The sequence below is a fragment of the Vibrio sp. 10N.286.55.E10 genome (assembly GCF_002872555.1).
GTDB classification, from domain to species: Bacteria; Pseudomonadota; Gammaproteobacteria; order Enterobacterales; family Vibrionaceae; genus Vibrio; species Vibrio crassostreae.
Window position 1 is genome coordinate 88,149 of record NZ_MCSD01000001.1, and the last position, 12,475, is coordinate 100,623.

Annotated in this window: 7 protein-coding genes; 2 read left to right on the top strand and 5 right to left on the bottom strand. The window is 45.0% G+C overall.

Annotation, left to right across the window (positions count from 1 at the left end; translation table 11 throughout):
* Positions 1-4 precede the first annotated feature (4 nt).
* The 4 genes from BCV39_RS00360 to BCV39_RS00375 all read right to left on the bottom strand — a co-directional run bounded on the left by BCV39_RS00360 (position 5) and on the right by BCV39_RS00375 (position 7,388).
* On the bottom strand, positions 5-1,399 hold the full coding sequence (locus BCV39_RS00360) for a type II and III secretion system protein family protein (RefSeq protein WP_102433268.1): 1,395 nt from the start codon (positions 1,397-1,399) through the stop codon (positions 5-7).
* Complete coding sequence (gene cpaB, locus BCV39_RS00365; RefSeq protein ID WP_102433267.1) at positions 1,392-2,273, bottom strand: Flp pilus assembly protein CpaB; 882 nt, start codon at positions 2,271-2,273, stop codon at positions 1,392-1,394. The genes BCV39_RS00360 and cpaB overlap by 8 nt, the downstream gene beginning before the upstream one ends.
* 30 nt (positions 2,274-2,303) lie before the next feature.
* The gene (locus BCV39_RS00370) at positions 2,304-2,486 is read right to left on the bottom strand and encodes a Flp family type IVb pilin (RefSeq protein WP_102433266.1); all 183 of its coding nucleotides are present in this window, start codon (positions 2,484-2,486) and stop codon (positions 2,304-2,306) included.
* Positions 2,487-2,555: 69 nt separating this feature from the next.
* Positions 2,556-7,388 (bottom strand): DUF1566 domain-containing protein, encoded by a 4,833-nt coding sequence (locus tag BCV39_RS00375; RefSeq protein WP_102433286.1) that lies wholly within the window; start codon positions 7,386-7,388, stop codon positions 2,556-2,558.
* Between the two features lie 265 nt (positions 7,389-7,653).
* Here BCV39_RS00375 and BCV39_RS00380 point away from each other — a divergent pair, with 265 nt between their 5' ends.
* Positions 7,654-9,669, top strand: coding sequence for a hypothetical protein (locus BCV39_RS00380; protein ID WP_102433265.1), 2,016 nt, complete (start codon positions 7,654-7,656; stop codon positions 9,667-9,669).
* A 55-nt stretch (positions 9,670-9,724) separates the two neighbouring features.
* Here BCV39_RS00380 and BCV39_RS00385 read toward each other — a convergent pair whose 3' ends face one another.
* Positions 9,725-10,939: a multidrug effflux MFS transporter gene (locus BCV39_RS00385; protein WP_102433264.1), complete on the bottom strand. Its 1,215-nt coding sequence runs from the start codon at positions 10,937-10,939 to the stop codon at positions 9,725-9,727.
* A gap of 327 nt (positions 10,940-11,266) precedes the next feature.
* Between BCV39_RS00385 and BCV39_RS00390 the strand changes: the two genes are divergently transcribed.
* The gene (locus BCV39_RS00390) at positions 11,267-12,448 is read left to right on the top strand and encodes an MFS transporter (RefSeq protein ID WP_102433263.1); all 1,182 of its coding nucleotides are present in this window, start codon (positions 11,267-11,269) and stop codon (positions 12,446-12,448) included.
* Positions 12,449-12,475: the final 27 nt, after the last annotated feature.

Here is a 12,475-nt window from a genome sequence, read left to right on the forward strand (position 1 = left end):
GTCCTCAGTAATAGAACCCGTTGTCACCCAGCAAGCGAGGCTTGTGGTTGTCGGTGTATGTGTCTTGGTCGTGTGTTCTTTTTCGTTGAATTCTTGGCCATGCCAGAAGACGTTCTACATCGCTTAGTGGAATGAGACCGTCGGTTGGTAGCTGCATCGAATCTGAACGAGTTGGCTGTACTAGGTAAGCCGTGACAATGATGATCAACTCTGTTTCTCGGCGAGTGAATTCAGTTGAACGGAACAGGCTTCCTAGTACAGGTACTTCACCGATAAGCGGCACTTTTTGCAGTTGTTCAATGTCTTCTGACTTCAATAAGCCGCCCAAGGCAAAGCTCTGTCCACTGGCTAATTCGATGGTGGTAGCGGCACTACGGGTAGTAAAAGAGGGGAAGTTAGTCCCGTTTACCACTTGTTGGTTTTCGATGGAGACGTTACTGACCTCTGGGTTCACCTTTAAACTGATACGATTTTGGCTGAGCACCGTTGGTGTAAAGTTCAGTTTTACCCCGAAGTCTTTGTACTCGATTTGAGTGGTATCAGCCGTAATCAATGGTAATGGGACTTGACCACCCACCAGAAACTCAGCGTCTTCGCCGGACATCGCCGTCAAGTTAGGCTCAGCCAGTACAGACATCATGCCATTTGTCGCTAATGCATCAATCAGTGCGGTAATGCTTGGTTTACCCCAGCTGCTGACATTCGGCAGTTTAGAGAATGAAAACTGTCCAACACCACCTGCGATAGAGCCCCACTTGATCCCCAATTTGTTAGAAACATTTCTCGAGACTTCAGCGATTTTCACTCGAATGTTGACCTGGTTTGGCATAGTGACAACCAATTGATTAATCAGCTCATCTTCATTGGATTGCATTGGCTGATCTTTAGTCGTCGTATTGCTAGTACCTGCATTGTTTTGAGTGTTTGAGCTTTCTTGTTGCTGGGTTTGGTCAATAATAGGAGACAGGTAGCCTTTCGCTAAGGACACGATATTATGCGCCATCATAGGTGAAGGCACTTGCCCTTTTAGCCATAACTTTCCACCCAGAGATTCCGCGTTTACGGACGCTTCTGGGAACTTGTTTTTGACCAATTCATTGAATTCGCGACTGTTGTGAGTCACGCGAATCTTATTGGTATAGATGACGCGTTCTTGCTCGTTCAAAACGGTGATAGTGGCACTGCCAGCTCGCTTACCAAATACCATCACCTTGGTGTTGGTTAAGGTTTGGTAATCAGCAATATGGGTGCTAGATATGAAAATTGACTTCGCTTTTTCTGGTAAGCGAATCATTTTTGCCTCATTGATTGTCACATCAAGTGCAGATGCTGTTGATGTAAAAGAGAGGCACAGGCTTGATAGTAGGAGAATCCCCCACCAACGACAGGTACTAGCCATTGTTATCAGCTCCGGTTTTATTGTTGATCGTTTTGTTGTCGGCTCTAAACTCCACCAAACCGACGTCAGGCAATACCTGAGTAGTGTCTGGCGAGATGGCTTTCAGCGTCGCTGAATTGGCATTCTGAGTTTGATTTGGGTCTTCGTTTTGCCCGCGTAAGACGAGCGTTAACTTGCCTAATTGTTTAGCCAAAACAACTTGGTTTGCTTGCTCGGGGGTTACCTCTAAAGAGACACTGCTGTCGTCAGGGATACCGTTTTCATAATGATTAGATTCGCGGGCCTTTTGATAAGACTCAGCCGTTTGTTTGTCATTAAATGCCAAGACTCTCACATCATGAGCAATCGTTGTGACATACAAACCCTGCGATGAATTGCCATAACGAAGCAGCTCACCATCTTGTGAACCGAGCAGGAGAATATCTACGCGGTCGCCCGGCTCAATAAAGCCCGAATTTGATGTCACCTGATCAACAGGCACTGAGATAGCGCGATAACCTGGTTGTAGCTTTAATGAAAGCGAGTAGCCGCCTTCTGGCTCGGTAATATCCGCTTTCGACAATATCGAGTCTTTGACGAGCTTGGTACGTGCAAGCCCCGACATAGAGTGATCAGCAGAAATATCTTCCGGTGTCACATGGTCGATGTAGTTCTCCAACTCTTGCTGTGGAACTTCTTTCCATCGGAACGAGTTTGGTGTATAGGCTTGACCTATCTCTATCGTGCGAGTTGGAACCAGCACTTTGACCGTTTGCTTAACGGCTTGTTTAGAAGAGGTGGTCGCAGACTCGCTATTGGTTTGGCTCAACAGTAAAACGGATATTCCGAGCACCGAGCAAAATAACGACAGCAACATGAGTCGCTTGGCAGTCATAACTATTCCTTTAATTTGCAATAAACGGGCTTACTCTGAGGCTTGTTGTGCGTCTTTTAGTTTGTGGACTACAGTACCGTAGGCGTCACTGATTGCTTTTGTTAGCTCACCGTTCTCACCGCCAACAAAATTGAGTAGTACGACTGCCATTGCTGCTGCGAGAATGGCGTATTCGATTGCGGCTGCACCGCGTTGCTTTTTCTTGTTCAACATTTCTTGTTTCCTAGATGAAAACAGCCTCAGCAGAGGCTGTTGTAGTAATTAATAAGAGATTTGGAGTGCCTATTTGGCAACGAGTCGGTATAGGTAGCGGCCGTCGTAACTTTCAGTACCCACGTCTCTTTCATCCATGGTTGTCATATTCAACCCGACGACACGACCATAAGGAGCGGCATCACTGGTGATATAAGAACCACGGTTCGAGTAGCCACCACTCGTCACGTTATTAAATTTAAAGACATCGGAATTGATAGGTAGCAGCCCGTACAGTTCTGCTTTTGATGGGTAGCTCCAGTTTGCTTTACCACACACCTTTTGTGTATTTCGTGTTGAAATTAAAGGTGTTACCTCTACGTACTTCTTGAAACGACTGTTGTCTCCGTTGGTAAACAGTTGCCAAACGCGCTTACTGTCAGCGTCTTGCGCGCAAATTGCATTTTGGCGATCGACAACGACGTTCCCTTGCATATCTAGGTACTGGTATGTGTTTACCTTCTCTCTAACCAGACGCCCTAAGATGACGGCATCTTCAGTACCACCGACTTCCGAACGACGGACATCTTGGTAGCTGCGTTCAGAGCTGTAGTTTGTGATGTATTGTTTGGTGTCCTTTGCTTGATTCGACCAGTAGTAAAAAATCACGCCACCGTAATAGCTAGATTTGTCATACTCAGGATCCAGCCCTCGGTGATGAGGGAATGCATCGGTATCGATTGTTATGGTCGAGTTTGAGCTAGAGATTGCTTTAGTTTGTAGTGAAAGTAGCTGAGACAGCGCTGGTACTTGCCAATCATTGAAGCCACATAAGTTCGCATTATTAGTGCTTTCCAGCAGGCCGTTACTGCCTAATACACTCGCTACACCAGATGCCGAAGCGTCATAAGCAAGATCGTCAGCACCATTTGGTCGACCGTCTTTGAGCAGTGTCCAAACTCGGCGTTTGCCTGTGATGTTAGTGTCTTCAACACAACGCCAGCCTTGTTGGTAGGTGGTGCTTTTTGGTAGGTAGTTGCCTAACTCGTCCAATTTAGCGAAGCGGCTGCTTACCATTGCGTCAGCTTGAGAAACGCTAAAGCCATTGTCTTTCGCCAGTTTCAGTCCATCTTTTGCTAGCACTTTTGATTGTACTAAGTTGTGGGTTTTGGCCGTCGTATTCATCTCACTGACAAACTTCTGGAACAATGTAGTTAGGGTGGCAAACTCTGAGCCTAGCGTTTGTGTTGATGTATTCAGCTCGCTTACGAACGAATTAACCATGCTATATTGATGCTCTAGATCTGAGATAGCCTTGTACAGGTCTAAACTTGCCTGGTGAATATCCTTAGCCAGTGATGCAGAGCTTAGTGCGTTGGTTGAGCTGGATAGAGTTACGGATTTTTGCTGCATGAACGTCAATTTTTGAGCAAATTCAGAACCAGAGACTAATGCGCTCAGTGCAACGGTGTTTTGCTCTAATTTAGCGACTTGTTCCTTATACGCTTTGACTTTGTTAATGAATTCAAGGCTCTCAGCATCAGTTCGGCTTTGAGCAACAGAGGCCTGAAATTCAAGAGCTTTCAGCTTTAGCTTCGTATTCTTAAGATCATCTGACCATGGTTGGGTTAAAGCCTGCAGTTCTACTATTTTAGCTTGAGCTTCCGTTTCTAATGCAGCATAACCTTTGCTCTTAGACTGGTTGGCGGTTAACCAGGTTTCTAGATAAAGCTCCGTAGCGTTAATTTTCGTATCTTGTGTACTCAGAAAGGCGGTTATTTCAGTCGTCGCGCTATCTACACCAGTGAGTAACTCTGTACCTGATGGCAATTGCCATTTAGCGTATGCGTATTTTGAATAATATTGCTCAACAGATTCTTGGCCTTTGCTGATAGTGACAGCGACGCCATTTTTATCCGCTAATACATTCACTGACTGATTTGATACCAAGTAACCACTTCTTAGATTTGATGGCAGTGTTGCAGGATCTCTCTGCGACAACGTGATTACTTCACTGGTGTCTGGAAGTGTCCAACCCGCAATACCACAATCATCCAGTTGTGCGACTTTATCGAATACAGTATTGATGTCTGCAGAGAATCGTTCCGCCCAAAACGTCGGTTCCCCTTGCCCTTTATCATCGTATTCAGCAATACAATTGAGCGAGTACGTATTCCATGAGCCACCATAACCAAAGTCAGCAGCTTGAGAACGAGTTTTCATTGGTACGAATTTTAGGCCGACAAAGCGGCTGCTTGCTGCTGTTGCCCAAAGCGTGTCGCTGGTTGAATTTTCTACACCTTCTTTCGCATGTGCTTTTAGTCGGATGCCAACACTAGCCTTGTCATACGCTTCAGGACCAATGAACTGCGGGTTTGAAACAGCAGGGTGCCAAGTCAAGCCTTTGTCGTTGGTGAACTCATAGTATTCGGCTTCATCAAAGCGAACAGATTGACCATCAACGTTGGCCGTTAAGTAGTCCCACTCAAAACCATTGGTCTTGATTGGGTTTGAGCCAGTGAAAGTGTTGGTAATCTCAGGCGAGGTTGGTGCTGGAATCTCAAACACTTTGGTGAAGGCTTGTGTGGGTAATGCTGCTACGCCATGAGGCATGCCATTCGTCGGGTTTTGAGCGACGCGTATTTGAACCTCACCGATATTCTTGTCGATATTACCGATCACAACCGGTTTTGCGGTGACTTTAGTCCAAGTAGAACCTGAGTCGAGCGTGACTTCGAAATGCTCTGGTTGTGTGAATTCGCCAAAGTATGTCCAATCTAGCGTGTTGTCCGTATCGTTAACCACTAGGCCCGTTGGAACATTGGGTGCTGATGGACGAACGGTAAACGCAGCATCATTTGTCAGCTCTGATCCACTAGGACGACCGGTAATTGGATCTCGTTTGACTCGCACTTGAATTGAGTTAATAGCGTAAGCTTGATCGCTTAACTGATAAGGTTTCTGAGTAACTGTTGCCCAACCAGTGTTGAGTACATTGATCTCGTAATTCGCAGCTTCTGAGAAGCCTGTTACGAATGTCCAATCAAATGTGTCTAACCCATCGTGAGTGATTGGAGATGTTGGTGCCGATGGCTTGTCAGGTGTTACCGAATATGGCTTATCTGAGCACAGCGTTTCACCAGGATCATGTTGAGGATCTGTTCCTGCTTTCACTCTCACACAGACTTGCCCCTTAGCAAACGTCTCATCTGGGACTGCTTGTGGGTTGCTAGTTACCGGGCTAAATGTAAGACCTCTGTCTAGTGAGTATTCGTAGAAGTCATTGCCTGCAAACTTTGTAACTTCTGTCCACGCAAACGTGTTTTCAGCATCATCAATAATCGGCAGGGTTGGCGCAACAGGCTGGTTTTCTGAGCGAGTGAAAGCCGTACCAATCACTAGTGAATTGCCTGCAGGGCGAGCATCTTTCAAATTTGATTTTACACGGATAGAGATGCTGTTAGCGGCAAGTGAAACGTTGCCAACCACATATGGAAGTTCAGTGACAGTATTCCAACCGTTACCTAGATTAATCTCGTAGAAAGATGGCGCATCATATCCAGAGACCCAAAGCCAGTTGATCTGATTGGTGCTGTCGTTTGCAAAGTCCAGCGCAGGTTTGACTGGTTGCGCTGGGGTTACTGTCATTGGTTTGTCTGAAATAGCACTTAAGCCGGTCGGATGACCTAGGGAGTCATCCTTCGCGACACGTACTTTTAGATGTCCAACTGGAATGTCTAAGTCTTGAATGCGTTGAGGTTTTTCAGTTGCTTTTACCCAGTTAGCACCGTTATCTAGAGAGTACTCGTAGAGAGATAATTCATTAAAAGAATCGACCAGCGCCCAATCAAATTCATTGCTCGCGTTGTCCACTGTGACCCAAGCGGGTGCTGCCGGAACTGTCGTTAGCGTAAATGCTTTGCTTGAAAGAAGCGGTTTACCTGCTGGAGTATTCCGTGCACTAGAGGCTGCGACTCGAACCTGAATAGAGCCTTTATCGAATGCCTGTTTTCCAACCACAATCGGTTTGCGAATGACAGTCGACCAGGTGCTACCGGAATCTAAGGAATATTCGTAATCTGTGTTTTGGTTGAATCCACGCACAAACTGCCAGTTGAAAGTATCTGATGCATCATTGACTTTACCGTGTTTTGGCGCTGGTGGCTTAACCACGATTTCACTACCGTCGATATCTTCTTGCGAGACTTTGAGCTGCTCTCGGTACTCCTTGCCGAGTTGCTGCAGAGCACTGTCTGTCCCAGACGCACCGTGTGAAAGTCGATCCGTTTTGGCTTTGAACTCGACCAAATCAAGATCAGCGAGCTTGTATATTGCACCTTTACGGGCGTTAACTTGGTCGACACCTGCGTCTACTGAAGCTTTTTGGGCTTCTTGCAGTACGCGAGTCACACCGCGCGCAAACATGTGCACTTCACGGCCTTTTACCGAATTTGAAGCAGAGTAATCACCCAATGCTAGGCTTTTGTCGATCCCTAGGTCGTTAGCAACAAGCTCAGTTGCATCATCGAAACTGATACCGCTGGACTTTGACACACTGGCAATCAGTGAGGTAACTGGGCTTACGACGTCCGAGTTGTTACTTGGTACTTCTAAGGTAAACCCAGACTCAATTGCTTGGTTGGGGGTATCCATATCTACGGTTATGCCTGCTACGGCTTCAACCAACACTTTGTATTGAGCCACATCATCGTCGACATCAAGTTGGAATTGTCCTTTGGCGTCCGTTGTCGCAATGTCTCCATCGGCAGAATCACACATCGCATTGCCATTTTTGTCTAAACAGACCTTGGCTTTGTGCAAATAACCATCTAACGCTATACCTGAAATATTCGAGGATTTTGGCTGAGTTTGTGACTGGCTAAGCTTGGGAGCTGAGTCTGCACCACCACAAGCAACAAGCATTGTAGAAACGAGTGAAACACCCGCCAATTTGTATGGATTCCTTACCACTTGAACTCCAAAGATTTATAAATTACCCGCTAGAAAGGCTGAGAATATTAATTTAAATGATAGTAGTTATCAATATCATTTGATCTTTTATTTGGTTAAGTGATTTAATAGCAAAATAAAATACTACTCATACAACAATAAACTAGGTGAATCGGTCGAAAAAATGCGCAATAAATTTTTAGTATGCAAATTGTCACTAGCTATATCTAGTGCCCTAATGGTCGCAGGGTGTGGGGGGAGTTCTGATGGAGAGAATCCAGTTGGAGCGACCACTTCAGGCCATGCTTTTCAAAGTTCATTAGTATGTGCTGATGCAGATCTGAATGGTGTATGCAGTGAGCAAGAAAAACTCATTACAGACGTTTCCGTGTATGCACAACAGAGGCAATATGATGGTGCAATTTTAACCGCTTCTCCTGGTATGGAGCTGGTGACGCCTTTCACTACTTTGATTCATAGCGAGATGATGTTTAATCCAACGATTAGCAACGATATAGAACAGGCTAAAGCATCGCTTCAAAGTAAATTAGGTGATCATGTCGGTGTGAATTTTGCCTCACTAGACACAACATATGGACCTAAAGATAAGTCTAATGTGTTGCTAAAATCGCTGAAAAAGGCACAAACTGACGGAAAGCAAGCTGCATACACAAATATTGCCCATGCTCTCGACCTCATGATCGAGCATAAAACGTTGGACCTTTCAGGCGTCGATGTCGCGGGGACTGCTTCGAGGCACTTGCAAATAGAGGATGCTCTGGTTGTTCGCGGTTCTCAATCGGTGCCAGAATTGTCTGGTGCCAAATCTATCGCTCTGAATCCAGCGAGCAGTCAGGTAGTGTTTCTAACGGCGAATGATGTCGTGATGCAAATCGATAGCTCTTCACGTAATAAGCCAGTGACTCTTGATAATGGTTTGGCGTCCCAAGCTAATTCTGGCTTGATTAGTATTCGTTCTCATGACGACGATTACGACGATCATGATGACGATGACGATGACGATGACGATGACGACGATGATGACCACCATGGAGGCGGAACTGGTGGTGTAGAGATACCGGTAGAGTCTAATGAAATCATTCAGTTAGTACCTACATTGAATGGTAGCCAAGCCTATAAAGTTTATAAGCCTACGTCTTACGCCTCACCGACGGAGAGTGATATTTGTAATAGTAAAGGTGCCAACGGCATCTTCTTATCGAGTCTAACGAGTACCAATAATAATAGTGGTGCAAAGGCGTTTAAGATTGATAGCTACAGTAGCCGAAGCGGAGGAACGCTGCCGCCAATTCCTACGCCGAAACCTAAACCTGCTGAAACTCCTGATTCTAGTCAATCATGTATCAACGATAACTTTACAAAAGTGATTCCACTGCTGCAAAGCGGCTCGTTATTGGCAGTTAAAAATACTGGTAGTTCGATTTACTCGCAGCAAGAGGTTAGATTACTAAGTGCTGACAAGTTAGCGATGAATAATTGGCGCCACGCACTCAAGTCCTCTTCGCCTCAGATCATGCCATCTTACGACCAAAGTGAAGCTTTGATTGTTTATAAGAATTATTTTTCGAGCGCCAATTTAGCGGCTGAGGTTATTAACACAACTAACTTATCCACCAAGATGACTATTGATAAGTTGAACCTGAAAACAGCCAATATTGTAGCGAACCAGCAAATTTTGTTGGGGCTAGACAGTAACAAGCTTGAATGGGTTTCAAACTCGATTCAGCAAACGGTACTCGGGGAGTTGGATGTCGATTCCACCATCAGTAAGATAGCAACATCGAAGGATGGCAAAATAAGTGCGGTTGCTACAGCGAACATTCTCTATATCGTTGATAACACGAATAGAACCTTGATAGTGAAAGAGGTGTTGAGCAGTTCGGCAATCAACTCTTTGTATGTATTGGCTGAAAAAGTGATTGCGCTGACTTCTTCAGGGGTGGATTACTATCAATTCCGAAATATTAGTGGTCCGGCTCTTAAAGTTGGCAGCCAACTGGTAACAAAAGAACTCCTTAAAAAATGGGAAGACAGTGGAAACTCAAGCTGGAACTCTACTAACTTGGGCTACATTCTTTCTCAAACAGGAACGGAAAGTAGCATTTCTGATAAATTCAAAAATGTTAACCTTTCATTCTCTCCTTCTAACGCAACAACCTCGAGTGGCATCACAGGAGTGAACGTTAGCGGCTTAGAACGAGGTGAGTGGTTAACCTTTTATAAAGCCCTTTAAAGGCATTCAATCAATAAAGAAGGGAGGCTAACTCCCTTCTTTACTCAGGTACTTGCTACATATTCTCAGCCTGTTTCAATCGGCTTTGACGCCAGTAATTGAGCGAGGAGATAGCCGCTAAAAAGATAACGACGGCGGTCATCACATGTATGACTGACTCCGATGTCCCTTCGTACGCATTACTGCCTAAATCAATCGCTGCAGAAACGATAAATAGGCGAATAGCCGTCACCAGTGATGCTGCGATTCCTGTTAGATCTGGAAAAACTTGCATCGATTTAGCAAAGAACAATCCAATCGATAACCCTGCACCTATTGAAAATAAGCACATCGTCCCTGTTAGGATGAATGGTGAGTTAAGTTGTTCAGACGGCAATAAGAAAAAGATGAGCGTGGTGGTAAATATTAAGCCAAGCCCAGTACTTTTTAATTTATCAATGCCAAACCTGTCGATTAAGCGTGCGTTGTTCAAACTCACCAAGACGAATGTGCCCAGTGTTGCCATTTGGAAAAACGGGAACTGATCAGGGCTGACTTCTAATTGCTCTATATACAATAACGACATGTTGGAAACATAAATCATGTAGGCGGCAAGAATTAAGCTCGTCACTAGCGTGTTGTACCAAAAGGCTGACGAAGACAATACGGTTTTATAGTCGCTTGCTATTCGCTTAGGCGCGACCTTCTTCCGTTTATCTTTACTCAAAGATTCAGGCAAGAAGAAGAAACATTTGGTCGCAGAAAGCAGTACTAAAATGGCGATAAAGACAAAGTTTGCTTTATAACCCATATGGAGGCTTATACAGCCGCCAATAAGAGGTGCAAAAGCCATCAAGCTGACCACTAAAGTATTGAGATCGGCAATCAGTTTGGCGGCGGGTTCTTCATCGAACAGATCAAAGATCATTGCGGTACCAACGATTACACACGCTGAACTGCCGAAGCCTTGGAGCAGTCGAAACGCTAATAATTGCTCGATACTTGAAGCAAAAATGCAGCCTATACTTGCAGCAAGAAAGACACTAAAACCAAACATTAGTATCTTTCGGCGACCAAAATGATCCGATAGTGGTCCATAGAGTAAGGAACCAATACAGATGCCGATAAAGTTATAGCTCAGAATGCGCTGCACCATAACCGCGTCAGTGTTGAAGTCGTTCAATATATCGGGAAATGTGGGTAGATAGATATCCGTCTCCATGGCAGCACCAAGGAATATGAATACCATTAAAAATCGAAACCACTTCCCCTCATGAGAGATGGGAAACATAGTTAATCCAATGAGTTATTATTATAAAAGTCAGAAGCGCAGACGCTGCAAGTGCAGGTAGGCTTAGAATGAAATTTTGATATTGGGATGCGCGTGGTAGAGAGGAGTGTTACGCAGGGTTGTCATTCCCGTCACTTGGTTGTGATCAAGTAGGTTGTAAATGTAACATAATGTTTCATCATTTCAAGGTGTCGATTGCTGTTTTCACGCTCCCCTATGCAAACGATGAAAGTCATGTCCTTTTAACCTCTTCAGAAGTGTTAATGATTTGTTACTCGGCATAAAACCGGAGTATGATACTGGATTACTATTTAGGATTTGTCTGCTATGAGTGCATCGAAGGCGAGCTGGAAAACGCCGCAAAACTTTTTATTACTGATTTCGATTGTTGTACCTATCGCGTTTTCGAGCTGGATGGCTCTGCTTAATAACTTCGTGATTGAGAAAGCGAACTTTGACGGTGCTGATATAGGCTTGCTGCAAAGTGTTCGTGAGATACCCGGCTTCTTAGCGTTTACTGTGGTGTTTGTTTTAGCCTTCATACGTGAGCAACGCTTCATGTTGATATCGCTAGCGATGCTGACCGTGGGCACGGCGATTACTGGTTTATTCCCTTCGCTGACAGGCCTTTTGCTTACCACCATTTTGATGTCGACGGGTTTCCACTATTTTGAAACGCTGAAGCAATCTTTGTCACTGCAATGGCTAAGCAAAGAAGAAGCGCCAGAGATGCTAGGGAAAATGATCTCGGTGGGTGCCTTAGCATCTTTGCTAACATACGGTTCTATTTGGGTGATGTTGGAGCAGTTAAAGCTCGACTTTGCCTGGGTATATGGCATTACTGGCGGCCTAGGTTTTATTCTGGTGCTTGTGATGACTTTTGGCTTCCCTGAATTTCAAACGAAGACCCAGCAAAATAAGAAGTTGGTGCTGAGAAAGCGTTATTGGCTTTACTACGCGTTGACCTTTATGAGTGGTGCCAGAAGACAGATATTTACCGTATTCGCAGGCTTTTTGATGGTTGAGAAGTTCGGTTACTCAGCCGCTGACATAACGCTACTGTTCTTAATTAACTATCTGTTTAACTTCTTGTTTGCTAAGCGTATCGGTAAGTTCATTGGTGTAGTGGGTGAGCGTAAAGCGCTTATCTTCGAGTATGTGGGTTTGATTGGTGTGTTTGTCGGTTACGGCTTGGTGCAAAGTGCAGAATGGGCGGCAGCATTGTATGTGGTCGATCATCTATTCTTTGCTCTAGCTCTAGCAATCAAAACCTACTTCCAGAAGATTGCCGACCCTGCTGATATGGCTTCCACCGCGGGCGTGTCTTTCACTATCAACCATATTGCGGCGGTTGTTATTCCTGTTGTATTCGGTGTGATTTGGCTCTCTTCGCCTGCGACTGTGTTCTACATTGGTGCAGCAATGGCGGCCGTTTCTTTGGCGCTGTCTTTGAATATTCCGAAGAAGCCAGAAGAGGGCAACGAAGTACGAATGTTTAGCTGGCGCTAATGTCATGGTCACCTAACGCGAGATAAA

Excerpts from the sequence above, each read along its gene's own strand:
- BCV39_RS00370 (WP_102433266.1), bottom strand. The coding sequence starts at position 2,486 with ATGTTGAACAAGAAAAAGCAACGCGGTGCAGCCGCAATCGAATACGCC.
- BCV39_RS00360 (WP_102433268.1), bottom strand. The coding sequence starts at position 1,399 with ATGGCTAGTACCTGTCGTTGGTGGGGGATTCTCCTACTATCAAGCCTG.
- BCV39_RS00375 (WP_102433286.1), bottom strand. The coding sequence starts at position 7,388 with ATGCTTGTTGCTTGTGGTGGTGCAGACTCAGCTCCCAAGCTTAGCCAG.
- cpaB (WP_102433267.1), bottom strand. The coding sequence starts at position 2,273 with ATGACTGCCAAGCGACTCATGTTGCTGTCGTTATTTTGCTCGGTGCTC.
- BCV39_RS00380 (WP_102433265.1), top strand. The coding sequence starts at position 7,654 with ATGGTCGCAGGGTGTGGGGGGAGTTCTGATGGAGAGAATCCAGTTGGA.
- BCV39_RS00385 (WP_102433264.1), bottom strand. The coding sequence starts at position 10,939 with ATGTTTCCCATCTCTCATGAGGGGAAGTGGTTTCGATTTTTAATGGTA.
- BCV39_RS00390 (WP_102433263.1), top strand. The coding sequence starts at position 11,267 with ATGAGTGCATCGAAGGCGAGCTGGAAAACGCCGCAAAACTTTTTATTA.